The sequence below is a fragment of the Streptomyces sp. CY-1 genome (assembly GCF_047218265.1).
Lineage (GTDB): Bacteria > Actinomycetota > Actinomycetes > Streptomycetales > Streptomycetaceae > Streptomyces > Streptomyces niphimycinicus.
Genome location: NZ_CP178393.1, coordinates 1966268 through 1982690, shown reverse-complemented (window position 1 = coordinate 1982690; position 16423 = coordinate 1966268). Strand labels below are relative to the sequence as shown.

Annotated in this window: 15 protein-coding genes; 6 read left to right on the top strand and 9 right to left on the bottom strand. The window is 70.7% G+C overall.

The window, feature by feature from the left end:
* The first annotated feature begins 155 nt into the window (after window positions 1-155).
* Genes ACK1X7_RS08200 through ACK1X7_RS08190 form a run of 3 tightly spaced genes read left to right on the top strand, consistent with a single transcriptional unit; the run spans window position 156 to window position 3784 of the window.
* On the top strand, window positions 156-1706 hold the full coding sequence (locus tag ACK1X7_RS08200; RefSeq protein WP_385156359.1) for a sugar ABC transporter ATP-binding protein: 1551 nt from the start codon (window positions 156-158) through the stop codon (window positions 1704-1706).
* Window positions 1703-2737 carry an ABC transporter permease gene (locus tag ACK1X7_RS08195; protein WP_385156343.1) on the top strand — a complete coding sequence of 345 codons (1035 nt, stop codon included), beginning with the start codon at window positions 1703-1705 and terminating at the stop codon, window positions 2735-2737. Before ACK1X7_RS08200 ends, ACK1X7_RS08195 begins: the two co-directional genes overlap by 4 nt.
* Before the next feature lie 36 nt (window positions 2738-2773).
* Window positions 2774-3784, top strand: a complete 1011-nt coding sequence (locus ACK1X7_RS08190; protein ID WP_413114875.1) for a sugar ABC transporter substrate-binding protein — start codon at window positions 2774-2776, stop codon at window positions 3782-3784.
* 82 nt (window positions 3785-3866) lie between these two features.
* On the opposite strand, the gene ACK1X7_RS08185 is transcribed toward ACK1X7_RS08190, so the two are convergent.
* The 6 genes from ACK1X7_RS08185 to ACK1X7_RS08160 all read right to left on the bottom strand — a co-directional run bounded on the left by ACK1X7_RS08185 (window position 3867) and on the right by ACK1X7_RS08160 (window position 10326).
* Window positions 3867-4652, bottom strand: coding sequence for an SDR family NAD(P)-dependent oxidoreductase (locus ACK1X7_RS08185; RefSeq protein ID WP_398160509.1), 786 nt, complete (start codon window positions 4650-4652; stop codon window positions 3867-3869).
* Window positions 4649-5710 (bottom strand): hypothetical protein, encoded by a 1062-nt coding sequence (locus tag ACK1X7_RS08180; protein WP_413114874.1) that lies wholly within the window; start codon window positions 5708-5710, stop codon window positions 4649-4651. The genes ACK1X7_RS08185 and ACK1X7_RS08180 overlap by 4 nt, the downstream gene beginning before the upstream one ends.
* 2 nt (window positions 5711-5712) lie before the next feature.
* Window positions 5713-6768, bottom strand: a complete 1056-nt coding sequence (locus ACK1X7_RS08175) for an alcohol dehydrogenase catalytic domain-containing protein (protein ID WP_413114873.1) — start codon at window positions 6766-6768, stop codon at window positions 5713-5715.
* On the bottom strand, window positions 6765-7736 hold the full coding sequence (locus ACK1X7_RS08170) for an SMP-30/gluconolactonase/LRE family protein (RefSeq protein ID WP_413114872.1): 972 nt from the start codon (window positions 7734-7736) through the stop codon (window positions 6765-6767). The genes ACK1X7_RS08175 and ACK1X7_RS08170 overlap by 4 nt, the downstream gene beginning before the upstream one ends.
* Window positions 7737-7866: 130 nt before the next feature.
* On the bottom strand, window positions 7867-9357 hold the full coding sequence (gene xylB, locus ACK1X7_RS08165; RefSeq protein WP_390792636.1) for a xylulokinase: 1491 nt from the start codon (window positions 9355-9357) through the stop codon (window positions 7867-7869).
* Window positions 9358-9537: 180 nt separating this feature from the next.
* On the bottom strand, window positions 9538-10326 hold the full coding sequence (locus tag ACK1X7_RS08160; RefSeq protein ID WP_385158536.1) for a GntR family transcriptional regulator: 789 nt from the start codon (window positions 10324-10326) through the stop codon (window positions 9538-9540).
* Window positions 10327-10428: 102 nt separating this feature from the next.
* Between ACK1X7_RS08160 and ACK1X7_RS08155 the strand changes: the two genes are divergently transcribed.
* From ACK1X7_RS08155 to ACK1X7_RS08145, 3 genes are all read left to right on the top strand, one after another.
* Window positions 10429-11145, top strand: coding sequence for an SDR family NAD(P)-dependent oxidoreductase (locus tag ACK1X7_RS08155; RefSeq protein WP_385158538.1), 717 nt, complete (start codon window positions 10429-10431; stop codon window positions 11143-11145).
* A gap of 53 nt (window positions 11146-11198) precedes the next feature.
* Window positions 11199-12203: a zinc-dependent alcohol dehydrogenase gene (locus tag ACK1X7_RS08150; RefSeq protein ID WP_413114871.1), complete on the top strand. Its 1005-nt coding sequence runs from the start codon at window positions 11199-11201 to the stop codon at window positions 12201-12203.
* Between the two features lie 67 nt (window positions 12204-12270).
* On the top strand, window positions 12271-13290 hold the full coding sequence (locus ACK1X7_RS08145) for a zinc-dependent alcohol dehydrogenase family protein (RefSeq protein WP_413114870.1): 1020 nt from the start codon (window positions 12271-12273) through the stop codon (window positions 13288-13290).
* Window positions 13291-13389: 99 nt separating this feature from the next.
* Here the strand turns inward: ACK1X7_RS08145 and ACK1X7_RS08140 are convergent, their stop codons facing one another.
* From ACK1X7_RS08140 to ACK1X7_RS08130, 3 genes are read right to left on the bottom strand one after another with little or no spacing between them, the layout of a single operon-like run.
* Window positions 13390-14229, bottom strand: a complete 840-nt coding sequence (locus ACK1X7_RS08140) for an SDR family oxidoreductase (protein ID WP_385157972.1) — start codon at window positions 14227-14229, stop codon at window positions 13390-13392.
* A gap of 23 nt (window positions 14230-14252) precedes the next feature.
* The gene (locus tag ACK1X7_RS08135) at window positions 14253-15017 is read right to left on the bottom strand and encodes an SDR family NAD(P)-dependent oxidoreductase (protein ID WP_385157974.1); all 765 of its coding nucleotides are present in this window, start codon (window positions 15015-15017) and stop codon (window positions 14253-14255) included.
* On the bottom strand, window positions 15010-16395 hold the full coding sequence (locus tag ACK1X7_RS08130) for an MFS transporter (RefSeq protein WP_385157976.1): 1386 nt from the start codon (window positions 16393-16395) through the stop codon (window positions 15010-15012). The genes ACK1X7_RS08135 and ACK1X7_RS08130 overlap by 8 nt, the downstream gene beginning before the upstream one ends.
* Window positions 16396-16423: the final 28 nt, after the last annotated feature.

Sequence of the window (16423 nt, the reverse complement as noted above, 5' to 3'; positions counted from 1 at the left end):
GCCGCATTCGTTTGTCCCACGTGGTAGACATGGCGTTCATCTCGTGAGAAAAAAGGTTCCAGCCCGGCGCCCCTACCGAGCCCCGGGCAGCAGTGGTCGACCTTCTGAACGAGCAGTGACGTGCCTAGCGCAAGGGAGCAGGCGAATTGAGCAGGATGGGCGCGGTCGCGTCCTCGGCATCCGCATCATCACCACCGAGGACGACCACTTTCACTCTCGACGGGGTAGGCAAGGTCTACCCGGGCGTCGTCGCCGTCTCCGACGTCACCCTCAGTGGCTATGCGGGCGAGGTGCTCGCCATCTGCGGTGCGAACGGCGCCGGCAAGTCGACGCTCACCAAGCTGCTGGCCGGTCAGGAGCGCCCCACCAGCGGGCGCGTGATCGTGGACGGATACGACGGTGAGATCACCACACCCTCCGCGGCCCTGGACGCCGGAGTGCTCCTCATGCATCAGGAGCCGGTCATCGTGGACACGTTCACCGTCCAGGAGAACGTCTGGCTGACCGGCCTCAGCTCGGCCGGCCGCCGGAGGCCGTGGCAGCGCGTCGGGGGCCGCGACCGCGCGGACCGCACTCGCGCGGCCCTCGGCGTGGTCGGGATGCGCGACGTGGACCTCGGTATGCCGGCCGGACGGCTCGGCCCCGGTCCCCGTCAGATGGTGGCGCTCAGCCGGTCCCAGGTGAACGAGCACCGTGTGCTGCTGCTGGACGAGACCACCGCCTCCACCACGGAGGAGCACTTCAAGGACGTCGAGGCACTCGTGCGCAAGGAGCGCGAAGCCGGGGCCACGGTTGTCTTCGTCTCGCACCGCATGCCGGAGGTGTTCGCGCTCGCCGACCGCATCGCGGTCATGCGCAACGGCTCCCTCGTCGACGTCGTCGACCGGGCGGACACGACCCCCGACGAGATCATGACGCTCATGATCGGCGAGGCCGTGATGGCCCTCGAGCCACCGGAGCCGGTGTCCGCGTCCGCCGCCCCCGCCCTGCTGGAGGTGCGGGACGTGTCCTCGGGATCCGCGTCCGGCATCTCCTTCTCCGTGCGGGACGGCGAGATCGTCGGTATCTACGGTCTGGTCGGCAGCGGGCGCAGCTCCCTCGCCCGGTCGATCTCGGGTCATCAGCACCGCGACACCGGCACGGTGCGGGTGCGTGGCCATGAGGTGAACCCGCGCTCACCGCGGGCAGCCCTGCGCCAGGGGATCGCCTACCTCAGCGAGGACCGCAGGCGTGAGGGCTTCGTCAAGGACTTCGACAACGCCGCCAACCTCACGCTGAGCACGCTCGGCGCGTTCTCGACCGGCGGAGTGATGAACACCCGCCGTGAGCGCCGCCGGGTGGCGCGGCTGGTCTCCGACTTCCGCATCAAGGGCGGCGCCGAGCAGATGACCAGCTCGCTCTCCGGTGGCAACCAGCAGAAGGTCTGCATCGCCAAGGCGCTCGAGAGCGAGCCCGAGGTCCTCGTGCTGGACGAACCGACCAAGGGCATCGACGTCGGCGCCCGATTGAACATCTACCAGATCGTGCGGGGCCTCATCGAGCGGCGCAAGGCGGTCGTCGTCGTCACCAGCGAGGCCGAAGAGGCCCTGGCCCTGTGCAACCGGGTGATCGTGCTGCGCGACGGCGTCATAGCCGGCGAGTTCGTCTCGAAGACCAGCACCACCGACGACTTGACCCGCACCGCCCTCGGAGGAGAAGTCCAGTGAGCCACGACACCGCGCCCAGGACGGTCGCCGCACCACCCGCGGCCCATGGAGAAACGCCCCCCGGCGGCCTGACGCTCCGCCGCGCCGGGCAATGGGCGAAGGAGCAGTATCCGCTCTATATCCTTCTCGCCCTGCTGGTCTTCGCCGGCTTCACCTCCGACGCCTTCTTCTCCTCGTACAACATGTCCAACCTGCTGTTGCAGGTCTCGGTGATCGGCATCGTCACCCTCGCGCAGTTCCTCATCGTGCTCACCGGTGGCATCGACATCTCCGTCGGCGCGGTCGCCGGGCTCGCCGGTGTGCTCTCCGCCGGTCTGTTCGGCGGCGGGAACACCTTGCTCGCGGTGGCGGTGGCGATCGTGCTGGGCGGCGCCATCGGCGTCTTCAACGGCTACCTCATCGCCTACCGCGGGCTCGAAGCCTTCATCGTGACCCTCGGCATGCTCGCGCTGGGCCGCGGGCTCGTCTACGCCTACACCGAGGGCCAGCCGATCGCCCCCCACGCCGCCGACTTCCGCACCATCGCCACGACGGCGATCGCCGGCGTCCCCGTGCTCGGCATCGTCTGGATCGCTCTCGCGATGGCCATGGCCTTCCTCACCCGCCGCACCGTGTTCGGGCGGCGGGTGTACGCGCTCGGCAGCAGCAGGGAGGCCGCCCACGCCGCCGGTGTACCGGTGAAGGCCACCCTGATCTCGGTGTATGTGATCGCCGGTGTACTGGTCGGCTTCGCGGGCTTCCTGCTCGCCGCCCGCATCGGCGCGGCCACTCCGACCGGAGGGGACAACTACGAGATCGACTCGATCGCGGCGGTGGTCATCGGCGGTGCCAGCCTCGTGGGCGGCCGCGGGCGGGTGCTGGGAGCCTTCCTGGGCACCCTCATCTTCGGCGTGATCTCCAACCTGCTGGTGCTGCTCAATGTCTCCACATTCCTACAGGACGCCTTCCGCGGGGCCCTGATCATCTTCGCGATGGTCCTCACCACCGTCCAGTTCACCCGGCGCCGTCGGCAGAAGACCGCACGTTCCTGATACCGGCGCATGACCCGACATGACACGGAGACCTGCATGACAACCATGCGACGGAGCTCGCTCGCCGCACTGTCGGCGGCGGTGATCGGCCTGGCCGGCTGTTCGACCATCGGTGGCAAGGCGTCCTCCAGCGGACCCAAGGAGGCCAAGGACACCACCGACGTCACCATCGGATTCTCCCAACGGCAACTGGACGCGCCCTACTTCGCGGCCATGGTCGACGCGGCCAGGAAGCAGGCCGGACAGCGGGGTTTCCACCTGGAGGTGCAGAACGCCGACGGTGACGCCGTCACCCAGCTCAACCAGGCCCAGACCCTGGTGGCTCAGGGCATTGATGTGCTCGTGGTCGACGCGATGAGCCCGAAGACGCAGAAGGTACAGCTCAAGGACGTGGCGGGGGAGGTGCCCCTCGTCTTCGTCGACACGGGCATCGACGGGGTCGGCGTCACCTCCGTCTCCTCCGACAACTACACGATCGGCAAGCTCTCCGGCCGGCTCGCGGCCAAGCGGTTCCACCACGGTTCGACGATCAGCCTGGCCATCCTCAACGGTGGCCCGGACGACGAGATCGTCGGCCCCGACCGCCAGCGGGGATTTCTCGATGGCCTGCGCGCCGGTGGCGTCAACTACCGCGTCGTGGCAAGGACGTCCGCGAACTACTCGCAGGACGCCGCGGTACCGGCCACCGAGTCGATCCTCGCGGCGCATCGGAACGTCGACCTGATCGTCGGCCTCAACGACTCGATGGCACTCGGGGCCCTCAGCACACTGCGCGACAAGGGCAATAAGAGGACGCTGGTGGCCGCGGCGGCGGACGGCCAGAAGCAGGCGCTCCAGGAGATCAAGTCGGGTGGGTGCGAGGGCCGGTACATCTCCACCGGTCTGAACTCGCCGAAGCTCGCCGCCGACCTCGCCTTCGACATCGCGCTGCGGATCGGCACCGGTGACGTGGCGCCGAAGGACATCAAGAAGCAGCGGTGCACGAAGGCCGCGGGCATCAACTGTGAGAACGTGGACGACTACCTCGACCCGCACTCCGTGTTCTGATCCCGGGCGGGCCGCTGCCAGGCCCCGCACATGCGGCAGGGGCCGGAATCTTCCGATTCCGGCCCCTGCCGCATGTGAGCGGTCAATCGCGTTGGTAGGCCGTGTCCGGCATGTCGCCGTTGATGGTGTAGCCACCGTCGACCGAGAGCGTCGCTCCGGTGGAGTACGCGGCGTCCTCGGAGGCCAGGTAGGCGATCGCCGCGGCCACCTGCTCCGCGCGGGCGACCGCGCCGAGCGGGATGCGGCGGTTCAGCGAGGCCACGACGTCGTCCGTGTAGAGCGGCGTGGTCAGCGCGGACCAGGTCGCTCCGGGGCGCACCGCGTTGACCGTGATGCCGTACTCGGCCCACTCGCCCGCGAGGGTGAAGGTGAGCGCGTCGATCCCGCCCTTGGAGGCGGCGTAGGCGGCCGCCTCGCGCAGTGAGATCACCGAGTGGATCGACGAGACGTTGACGATACGGCCCGGCCGCTTCGCCGCCACCATATGCCGCGCGACCGCGGTGGCCATGAGGAACGTGCCCCGCAGGTTGACGCCGAGCACCGTGTCGAAGTCCGCCACGCTCATCTCGAGGGCGGGGGAGATGCGCAGGATGCCGGCGCTGTTCACGAGCGAGAACGGGACGCCGAGCGTGGCCACCACGTCGTCCACGGCGGTCCGCACCTGGTCACCGTCGGAGACGTCCACCGCGAAGGGCGTGGCGGAGCCACCGGCGTCGGCGATCGCGCGCGCGGACTCCTCGGCACGCTCGGCCGAGATGTCGAAGACGGCGACGGAGCCGCCCTCGCTCGCGATGCGCTCGGCCGCGGCCCGGCCGATGCCCGCCCCCGCCCCGGTGACGATCGCGACGCGATCGGTGAATCGGCTCATGCCACACCCTCTCCCTCGTCCGGCACGGTGATCAGCACCGGCACGCCCCGTTCGTCGACGTCGACCGGCACCTCGTCCTCGGCGATCTCGTGCACGCCGAGCGTGAACTGGGCGCTCAGCGTCGATCCGCCCGGGATCACGGGCACCCCCGGGCGCTCCAGCCGCTCGCCGAGCGGCATGAACGGAGAGGTGGAATGCGGCTCGACCGCCACGATGTGTTCGGTGCCCCACCAGGGGTAGTCGCCGGGTGCGCGGCACTCCTGCCACACCCATATCTCGGGGAACAGCTCGGACTGCCAGCTCATCGTCGCCACCAGGCCGCAGCCGGGTGAGCGCAGCCCGAACCACCCACCGGTCACGGTGGCGTAGCCGAGGTCGGCCGTCGGGCCATCGCCCGGCGCGAGCTCGAGGGCTCCCACACCCGGGGCCACGGCGGGCACCCGCCGAGTCTCGCCGGGTGCCATCCACTGCCGGGCGCCGAAATCCTCGGGATGTGCGGTGAGTTCCTCGAAGGGGCCGTACACGGTGGCCGCGCGGGCCACGGTCGCGGTGTTGAAGGCGGGATGCAGGCCCCAGTTCGAGGGGAGATCCCGCGCCGACAGGTTCTCCACCTCACTTCGGAAACGCAGCACGGAGCCGTCGAGCGAGAAGGTCTTCGTCATACGGAACGGGTAACGGGCGAGCCGGGTGACGCACCGTAGCGCGGTGCCGTCCTCCGTCTCCACGGTCCCGGCCGCCCACGAGCGACGAGCCGCCTCACCGTGGAACGGCAGCGGAGCCCCGTGCACGGTGGTCGGTGGCCCCGCGTTCGGGAACAACTCCTGCATGCCGCCCGCGTAGTTGTCGAAGAACGACACATCGCTCGCATCCGCCGCGTCGGACGCCGGCACCCGGTCCACCCAGCGCGGGTTGCGCCACAGGACCTCCTCGCCGGTGGCCTTCCAGACCAGCGAGAGGATGTCGGTGCCCCGGGCCGGGTTCACCAGCACGGTGACCGCGTCGTTCTCCAGTGTCCAGGCGCCGCCGTCGACGGGCCGGACCGCTGTTTCGCCCGCCATGCTCACTCCCATCCGATGACCGACTTGCCGACGCTGCCCGCGGCGAAGTCCGCGAAGGCGGCGGGGCCCTCCTCGATCGAGGAGACGCTGGTGATGATCGGAGCGAGGTCGACACCGAGCCGGCCGGCCTCCGCCACGGCCTCCATCATCAGGGGCACGCTGAAGACGAACATCCCGCGCAGGGTCACCTGACGCATGATCAGATCCGGTACCGGGTCGATGGTGAAGTCTGGGCCGAGCCCCACGAACACCACCGTGCCCCAGGTCTTCACGGCCTCGAGGGCGGCACGGCGGCCGTGGACGTTCCCGGAGGTGTCGATGACGGCGCTCGCGCCCCCGGGTACCACGGCCTCGATGTCGAAGCCCGCGGAATCGTGGATCTTGGAGTAGCCGAGACTTTCGGCGAAGGCGCGGCGCTCGGGGCTCGGGTCGGTGCCGACGGCGCGCAGCCCGAATGCCTTCGCCCAGGCGAGCACGGCGAGTCCGACCGGGCCGACGCCGATGACGACCACGGTTTCGCCCGGCCTCACCTCCGAGCGGAGCAGCGCCTGGTAGGCGGTCGTGGCACCGCAGGCGAGAAACGCGCCGACGGGGAAGCTCACCTCGTCGGGCAGCACCACGCAGTCCTTGGCCGTGACGACCAGCTCGTCCTGGCAGCCGCCGGGCCGGTTGAGCGAGTACACCCGTGCGCCGCGCTCGCAGTGCACGTCCCAGCCGCGCCGACAGCTCTCGCACTGGCCGCAGCCGGAGTAGTGCTGTACCGCGACACGGTCTCCCACTGCGGGGTGGTTCACGCCGGGGCCGACCGCCTTGACCACTCCGGCGATCTCATGGCCGGGCGTCATCTCGGGCGAGCGCGGCTGAGTCGCCTGCCGCATCTCCTCGTGCGTCATATGGAAGTAGTGCAGGTCGCTTCCGCACAGGCCCGCGGCCTTCATATCGAGGACCAGCTCGCCCGGTCCGGGCTCGGGGAGCGGGGCGTCGACGACGGCGACCCTCTCCTTCGCGGCGAACCGCAGCGCACGAACGGTGGCGGTCGGCGCGGTGGTGGTCGTCATGGTGTCTCCTTTCCTGGGGCGCGGGAGGCGCGCGGTGCGGGTCGGCGCAGTGCCGCGATGTCCGCGGCGTACAGCACCGAGTCGGTGGTGACGGCGGGGTCGACGGTGCCGAGTGGCGGCGAGCAGCAGAGGTAGAGAACGGACTGGTCGGCGCCGCCGAGGGCGACCGCGTAGGCGCTGAGGCCGCCGGTGTCGACGAAGGCGAGGGGGGTGCCGTCCGGCGCGAGAAGCCGTGCGCCGTGCCCGATCGAGGAGGCGACCCAGATCCGGTCGTGTGCGTCGATGGCCAGACCGTCGGGCAGTACGGGCAGCTCGCGGGTGGCGCGTTCGATGTCGAGGTGGCCGGGCGGGCTGCCGAACTGCTTCCACACCCGCGGCTCCCCGAGCGTGGGTTGCCCGCCTCCGCTCCAGGTCACCGGCCACGAGGAGATGCGTCCGGCGAAGGTCTCCGCCACGAGCAGCCGTCGCCGGTCGGCGGTGAGCACCATGCCGTTGGGGAAGTTGAGGCCGTGGCCCTGTAGATCGGCTCGGCCGTCGGGGGAGATCCGCACCAGGGCCGTCTCGCGCAGGGACCCGGGCTCGGCGTCGGTATTGCCGAAGTTGCCGACGAGGGCCCAGCCGGACTCGGTGACGATCATGTCGTTGGCGACGCCCTCGATGAGGTCGCCGAAGCGCGACACGGTGGTGAGGGCCCGGCCGTCCCACCGCAGCAGGGCGCGCTCCAGCATCGAAACGACGAGCAGCGAGCCGTCGGGCGCGAATCCGAGCCCGGACGGTCGGCCCGGCACCTCGCACACCGTGCGCACCTCATGACCGGTGGTCGGCGAGCGTCCCGCGCGGAAGGCGAGTACGCGCTCGCTGTAGAAGTCGGAGGCGAACAGCTCGCCGTCGCGCCATCGGGGCCCCTCGAGGAAGGTGAACCCGCCGGCGACGGGAGTGGCGTGGACGGTCGTCACCGATGGGCGCATAGGGCTCCTGTTCGTCGTGGCACCGCGGCGAGCGATCACCAAGGCGGCCACGGTACATTCTCATGACACGGACTAGCTGTCTAGTGGGTGAGAATTTATGGGGGTCGGTGCGACCCGGTGTCCGGTGCGGTTACGCACGCTCCCGCGCGAACCAGGGCTCCAGGCCGCGATAGGCGTCCAGGAACTCCCGATGGCGCGCGGTGTAGTGGCGGTGCCGGTCCGCGGAAGGGGTGAACTCCGCCTCCACCGTTGAGAGTTCGCGGGCCACCTCGAAACCGTCGACCAGGCCGCTGCCCACGGCGGCGGTGACGGCGGCACCGAGGCTGTTGGCCTCCTCGACGATGCTCCGGCGGCGTACGCGGGTCCCCCAGACGTCGGCGAGGATGCGCAGCCAGGTATCGCTCGCCGCGCCACCGCCGATGGCGTCGACGCGGTCGACCGGATGCCCGGCCTCGCGGAAGGCGGTGACGCAGGTCGCCAGGTTGAAGGCGACTCCCTCCAGGACGGCCTTCGCCAGATGCGCGGGGCCATGGTGCCGGGAGAGTCCGACGAAGGCGCCGCGGGCGTCGGCGTTCCAGTACGGCGAGCGCTCACCGAGCAGATGGGGCAGGAAGTAGAGCCCTGTGGTGTCGGCGTCCTCGATCCGCGTGAGGGTGCGGGCGATGCGCTCCGGGCCGTCGTCGGGGCGCAGCACATGCGCGATCCACTCGAGTGAGGCGCCGCCCGCCTGCATGGTGGCCGTCGGCACATAGTGTCCGGGCAGGACGTGGTTGAACGTCATGGTGCGCATGGCCGGGTCGTACAGCGGCCGCCGGGCCGACATCGAGATCCACGAGGAGGAGCCGAGGTAGGTATAGGCGCTGTCGCCGGATGTCAGCACCCCGGCGCCGAGCGCGGCCAGGGGGCCGTCTCCGCCGCCGATGACGACGGGGACTCCGGCGGGCATCCCGGTCTCCTCCGCGACGTGCGCACGGACCCGGCCGACGACCGAGGTGGACTCCACGACGTCGGGCAGCAGGCCCGGGTCGATGGCCGCCGCGTCGAGCACGGCTCGCGACCAGACGCCCGCCCGCTGGTCGAAGGCGTTGGTGCTGGAGGCATCGGAGGGATCGGTGGCGAGCGTGCCGGTCAGACGCTGGACGATGTAGTCCTTGGCCAGGCAGACATGGGCCACCCGGCGGAAGGTCCGTGGTTCGTTGTCGCGCACCCACATGACCTTGGCCAGTGAGTAGGTGGGGTGGATCCGGTGCCCCAGCAGCCGGTAGGCACGCTCCTCGCCGAGCCCGGCGGCCAGTGTCCTCGCCTGCTCGGCGCTGCGGTGGTCGGCCCAGATCATCGCGGGCCGCACGGGCCGGTGCGCGCGGTCGAGCAGTACGGCCCCCATCATCTGGCCGCCGAACCCGATGACGCTGATCCGCTCCCGGGGTGTCCCGCTGCGGGCGAGCAGTTCGCGGCCGGCCCGGCAGACGGCCTGCCACCAGGAGTCGGGGTCCTGTTCCGCGATGCCGCCGGTGCGGAAGTCGGTGTCGTAGCGCACGGTCACCGCCGCCACCAGCCGGCCGTCGTCGGTGTGCAGGGACGCCTTGTTCCCGGTGGTGCCGAGGTCATGGGCGATGATCACGGATGTCTCTCCAGCTTCCTGGTGTCCGGGCGTGGCCTGGAACGGTGCGCAGGTCACTGTCATCCTGTACGTACAGGATGTCAAGGATGATAGGTGTGGGGTGGGACGGGGCCGTGGGGTCGCGAAAGGGGCGGTGGCCCCGATGTCACATCGGGGCCGCCGCCCAGGTGGGAGCGTATTTCAGTCGGTGCTGTCGCTCACCAGCATCGACGGTGGCGCTCCGGCCCGGCGCCGCCTGCGGACATGTACCTGGAAGCGGCTGCGGTCCGCGCGGTGGTAGGCCGTGAAGTACTCCACCGGCCTGCCCTCCTGGTCCCAGGCGGTGCTGCGCAGGAGCAGCACCGGATCGTGGGCGTCCACGCCGAGCGCCTCGGCCACCGACGGGGCGGCGGGCACCGCCTCCACCAGGCGCCTGCCATGGTCCAGGCTGACGCCGTACTTGTCCTCCAGAAGGGCGTAGAGCGATTGGCGCGTCAGGTCCTCGTCGAGCAGTCCGGGCGCCACCTGGTGCGGCAGCCAGGTGCTGGTCAGCGCCCACGGCTCGTCGTTGACGTAGCGCAGTCGCTCCAGATGGAGCAGCGGCGAGCCCTCCTCGACCTCGAGCTCGCGGGCGGCGTCCGCCGTCGCGGGGGCGAACTCCAGCCGGCGCACCGCGCTGACCAGCACCGAACCGCGGGCGGCCACATCCTCATGCAGGCCCGTCATCGACTGGAAGAGCGACTCGTCGACCTTGCGGGCGGCCACGAAGGTGCCCTGCCCCTTGCGCCGCACGATGCGGCCCTCGCCCTCCAGTTCGTCGAGGGCCTGACGTACGACGGTCCGGGAGACGCCGTACTGCTCGCACAGGCTCACCTCACCGGGCAGGCGCTCGCCCACCTTCCAGACGCTGCCGAGCTGTGGCAGCAGCAACTCCTTGAGCTGCGCGTAGAAGGGCAGTGCGGCGCTGCGGTCAATCCGTCCGGGTTCCACGAAGCAAGCGTAGCGCCAGGAAGGAAGACAACAGCCCGTCCTCTTGACATCCTGTACGTACAGGACGTCTTATCGCTGCCGGAGTCAACGCAAGGAGACATCATGTCCTGGTATCAGGGTGCCCGGATAGCGGTCACCGGAGCCGCCGGAGGCATCGGACGGGCCACCTGCGCGCACCTGGCCGGTCTGGGCGCCGAGGTGTACGCCCTCGATCTCATCGAATCGCCCGTCGGGCGATCCATCCTCTGCGATGTCACCGACGAGGACAGTGTGGCGGCCGCGATCGCCACGGTCGTCACCGAGGGGGGCCGGATCGACGGTCTCGTCGCGGCCGCCGGGGTGGTCGAGGACGACGTACCCGCGGAGCGGATGAGCGCCGCCGAGTTCGACCGGGTGCTCGGCGTCAATCTGAGGGGGACGTTCCTCATCTGCGCCGCGGCCGCCCGGCGGATGCTCGACGGGGCGGGGGGCCGGATCGTCACGGTCTCCTCGATGTCCGGCACTCATATCGTCAACCACCCGCAGAAGCAGTCCGCGTACAACGCCTCCAAAGCCGCCGTGAGCGCGCTGACCCGTTCGCTGGCCGTCGAGTGGGGCCCGCGTGGCGTACGGGTCAACAGCGTCGCGCCCGGCTATGTCGCCACCGCGCTCAACGACCTCAAGCAGCACCTGCACGCACGGTGGAAGGAGGGCACCGTCGCCGGACGGTTCGCGGAGCCCGAGGAGATCGCCGCCGCCATCGCCTGGCTGCTCGGTGACGAGGCCGCCTACTGCGTGGGCACGGAACTGCTGATGGACGGGGGCTTCACACTCCGATGAGCGCATCGAGGACACCGGGCGGCGCAGGGGAACGGGGAACGATGGACCGGCGGGTGACCGTGACCGCGGACGGTGAGGTCATCGTGGAGGAAGTGGCACGTGCGCGGCCCGCGGCCGGCGAGGCGCGGGTACGCACCCTGCTGGCCGGCATCTGCGGCTCGGACGTACACGCCCGCCGCGGCGAACACCCCTTCATCTCCCGGCCGTACCACCCGGGGCACGAGGCCGTCGGCGTGGTCGATGGCATCGGCCCCGGCGTCACATCCGTGGCCGAGGGGGACCGGGTGCTGCTCGAGCCCAATCTGGTGTGCGGGACCTGCCGCCACTGTCGCTCCGGCCGCTACAACATCTGCGGGGGACTGCGCGTCGTCGGCTGCCAGACGGCCGGGGCGATGGCGGACGGCTTCACCGTCTCCGCCGATCGGCTGCACCGGGTGCCCGATGGGCTCACCGATGTCCAGGCCGTGCTCGTCGAACCGCTGGCCACTCCCGTCCACGCGGTGCGCCGGGCCGGGGACCTCGCCGGCGGCGGCGTGCTGGTCCTCGGCGCCGGGCCGATCGGGCTGCTCACCGCCCTGGCCGCGCGCGCGGCGGGCGCACGGACCGTGATCGTCACCGATCCGGTGGCGGCGAAGCGGGACCGGGCGGTGCGGCTGGGGGCGGACGCGGCGCTCGCGTCCGGCACCCCCGGTCTGCCGGACCTGGTCAGGGAGCGGCTCGGCGGCGGCGCGGACGTGGTGTTCGACTGCGTATCCATGTCCGCCTCGATCACCCAGGCCGTCCAGTCCGTCGAGAAGGGCGGCACCGTCATGGTCGTCGGCGTGCCCCAGGGCCCGTCGAGTGTCCCGCTGGACCTCGTCCAGGACCGCGAGATCACCGTGCGGGGCTCCCTCATGTACGTCGGGGAGGACGTGCGCGCCGCGATGTCGCTTCTGGAGACCGGCGTCGTACCGGCCGACGAGTTCGTCACCGCCACCTTCCCCCTGGAGCGGGCGGACGAGGCGTTCCGGGCCGCCGGTGGCCCGGACCAGATGAAGGTGCTGGTGAAGGTCGGCTGACCGGCCCGCCGACGCGCCGAAACGGGCAGAACCGACACACCGAAACCGCCAGAACCGAGGAGACGGCGTGAAAGCCATCGTCTACGACCGACCGTACGCGTTCCGCTACACCGATCTGCCGGATCCCGAGCCGGGCCCGGGCGAGGTACGTCTGCGCGTCCTGTCCGCGGGGGTCTGCGGCACGGATGCCCATCTCCACCGAGGTGAGTTCTCTCCCCGTTATCCGCTCACCCCCGGACACGAGGTGGTGGGCGAGGTGGAGTCGATGGGGGAGGGGGTGACGACTCTCGCCGTCGGACAGCGCGTCGCCCTCAACAACCGTGTCTCATGCGGTACATGCGCCAACTGCCGCCGGGCCAGACCGGCCTTCTGCACCCGGCTGCGCGACCACGGTGTCACACGGCCGGGCGGCTTCGCCGAGATGATCGTGGTGCCCGCGTCCCACTGCCACCCCGCGGATGACATCCCCCTGGACGTCGTGGCCTTCGCCGAGCCCGTCGCGTGTGCCGTGCATGGCATGGACGTGCTCGCCCCGCGGCCCGGCAGCGATGTCCTCGTCTTCGGCGCCGGCACCACCGGGCTGCTGCTCGCGCAGTTGCTGGCCGCCAGCGGCGCGGGGCGGGTGACCGTCGCGGCGCCGACCGAGGCCAAGCTGAAACTGGCACGGGACTTCGGCGCCGACGAGACGGTGGTCATGGACCGCCACGACGCCTCGGCCTCCCGCGCCGCACTGCGCACGCTGGCACCCGACGGCTTCGACACCGTGGTGGACGCGACCGGCGCCCTCGGCGTGATCGAGCAGTGCCTGCCGCTCACCCGCGATGGCGGCACCGTCTTCCTCTACGGCATGGCCGGGGAGCGAGAACGCGTCGAACTCTCCCCGCACGAGATCTTCAGCCGGGAGCTGACCATCCGCGGATCCTTCACCCAGGCGTTCAGCTTCGACCGCGCGCTGCGGGTCCTGCGCACGGGCCGGGTGCGTACCGACGGCATGATCACCCATCGGTTCGGGCTGGACGCCTACGGCGCCGCCCTCGACGCCGTCCGGAACGACCGCGGCTGCATCAAGGCGGTCATCCACCCCTGATCCCGGACGTGCGCGTTTCGGCCCTCCAGTACACGGGACGCGGCCGACCTCGGCGGGCGAGGTCGGCCGCGTCCCGCGGGGGCGCCCTGGACAGATGTTTCAGGCCGTGCCGGATGATGTGCCGGGCCGCACCGCCGACCGGTGTTCCCCCGGCGTCGCTGGTGGCGGCGTCGGAGTGGCCGTCTGGGTGTTGCCCATGGACTGCAATGCGGTGGCCACGATGGTCATTTCGGCGACACAGGCCCGCTGGGGGAGGGTGATGGCCGCCAGGCACGCCTCGGCGATGTCCGGTGGCTGGACGAACAGGTCGCGCAGTTCCCGCGGCGGGGGTTCGGGCCGGTCGTCGAGGATCGGGGTGTTCACGATGCCCGGCAGGATGGTGCACACCCGTATGCCGTTGCCGTACTCGTCCCGGCCGGCTCCCCGGGCGAGGCCCAGCAGCCCGGCCTTGGCCGCCTGATAGGCCGGGCCGGTGTGATCGGGCCATGCCCCGGCCACGCTCGACAGGATGACCACGTCGCCGTGGGCCTCGCGGAGCCGCGGGAGCAGGGCGTGCAGCAGGTAGAACGTCCCGCTCAGATTGGTGGCGAGCATGGAGTCCCAGGCCCGGGGGGTTAGCTGGGCCAGGCGCCGCTCGGGGATGTTGGTTCCGGCGGCGCACACCAGGGTGTCCACCGGACCGGACATCCGCTGCGCCCAGTCCCGTACCGCCTCGTGGTCACCGACGTCCACACCGTGGTGGTGCAGACGGTCCGCCTCGGGCGCGGCGTCCCGAGCCTGTTCCTCGATCAGATGGCCACGCCGGGCCAGTCCGTGAACGGTCGCGCCCGCCTCGAGGAAGCGCCGTACGATCGCGAGCCCGATTCCGCTGCTCGCTCCGCTGACCACGGCGGTGCGCCCGCTCATGTCTCCGGGCCGGCCGGAAGGGTGGCTGTTCATGGGGTGTCCTCGGCCGCCGGCGATCAGAAGGTGCCGTCGATCGTGATGCCCCCGTCGACGCGGAGGGTGGCACCGTGCACGAAGGAGGCGTCGGGGGAGAGGAGGAAGGCGATGGAGGTGGCGATCTCGGCGGGCTCGGCCAGCCGTCGCATCGGGGTGCGCCGCACCAGTGTCTCCCGGTCGAGCGCTCCCGACTCCAGGCCACTGCGCACCATCTCGGTGGCCACGTATCCGGGCGCCACGGTGTTGACCCGGATGCCGGCCGGGCCCCACTCGGCCGCCAGGGTCCGGGTGAGCCCCAGCACTCCGCTCTTGGCGGTGGCGTAGCCGAGTCGGCCGGGGAGCCCGAAGGTCGACCCGACGGAACCGATGTTGACCACACTGGCCCGGCGGCTGCGGGCCAGCAGCGGGTAGGCCCCGCGTGCGCAGTGCATCGCGCCGGTGAGATGGACCGCGAGCTGATGGGACCACTGTCGGCTGTCGAAGTCCTGGGCCGCCTGCCGGAAGATCACCCCCGCGCCGTTGACCAGCGCGTCGAGCCCATCTGCCCGCGTCGCGATGTCATCGAACATCGCGCTGACACTGGCTTCGTCGGTGACATCGACGGCGACGGCCAGGTGCCCCCCTGCCACCGGCGACGCCGTGTCGAGGGCCGTGACCTGGTCCTGGGCGGCGTCGCTCTTGAGGTCGGCGACGACGACACGCCAGCCGCGTTCGGCGAGGACCCGGGCCGTGGCGGCCCCGATCCCCTGTGCGGCGCCGGTGATGAGAACGGTGGGGTCAGCCATGGGACATCTCCGTGGTGGATTCGGTGGGCCGGGCGTCGTGGACGCCCGGTGTGGAGGATCGCTTCAGGGACTGGCGGTAGGGGTCGGGGCTGATCAGCGCCGTGCACACGGTGATCAACGCCATCGCCGTCATATAGACGGCGATGAGGTGGTAGCCGTCGCCCGCCTCCAGCAGGGCGGTGGCGATCAGCGGGGACAGGCCGCCGGCGAGAACACTGGCCGCCTGTGAGCCGATCGAGGCGCCGCTGTAGCGGACCTCGGGCTCGAACAGCTCGGCGAAGTAGGCGGATTGTGGTGCGTACACCGCGTGATTGCCGACGTTGACGCACAGGATCGTGACGAGATAGATGATCGGCAGCGACCCGCTGTCGAGCGCCCAGAAGAAGGGCCAGGACAGGGCGGCGAGCAGGGCCGAACCGAAGAGCACCACGGGCCGGCGTCCGACCCGGTCGGACAGCCGTCCCCACAGGGGCAGGCTGATCAGCCCCAGGGCGGCCGTGATGACCACCCCGATGAGCAGATCGTCGCGTTCCAGCGTGAGCACCGTCGTGCCGTAGGTGAGCACGAAGGTGGTGTGGATGTAGAAGGTGCTGTTCTCGGCGAACCTGATGCCCGCTGCCCGCAGGACGTTCCCCGGCTGGGTACGGAGCACGGCGATCACCGGCCGTCGCTCGATCCGGCCCGCCTTCTCCATCGCGCGGAACACCGGGGACTCGCTCACCCGGAGCCGGATGACGAGCCCGAGCACGATGAGCACCGCGGAGCCGAGGAAGGGAACGCGCCAGCCCCAGTCCTGGAAGCCGTGGTCGCTCATGTTGCCCGACAGGGCGAAGAAGGCCAGGTTGGCGATGAGCATTCCGGCGGGAACCCCCATCTGCGGCCAGCTACCGTAGAAACCACGACGGTTGGGCGGCGCGTGCTCGACCGCCATCAGGGCGGCCGCGCCCCATTCGCCGCCCACCCCGAATCCCTGGACGACCCGAAGGGCCACCAGGAGCAGGGGCGCGGCCGCACCCCAGGTGGAGTAGCCGGGAAGCAGCCCGATACAGAAGGTGCTGCCGCCCATGAGCAGCAGTGAGAGCACCAGCATGGACTTGCGGCCGACCTTGTCCCCGAAGTGTGCGAAGACGACGCCGCCGATGGGCCGGGCGGCGAACCCCACGGCGTAGGTGCTGAACGCGAGGAGCGTCCCCACCAGCGGCGAGGTGTCGGCGGGGAAGAAGAGCGTGTTGAAGACCAGGGCCGCGGCGATGCCGTAGGTGAAGAAGTCGTACCACTCGATGGCCGTTCCGATCATGGTCGCCCAGGCCACGGTGCGGATGTTCGGTGTGCCGGCGGGGGGACGGGAGGGCCGTGTGACGGCGGAGGGAGGATTCATGGCCGGATCCTTCGGGGCGGGGAGAGGT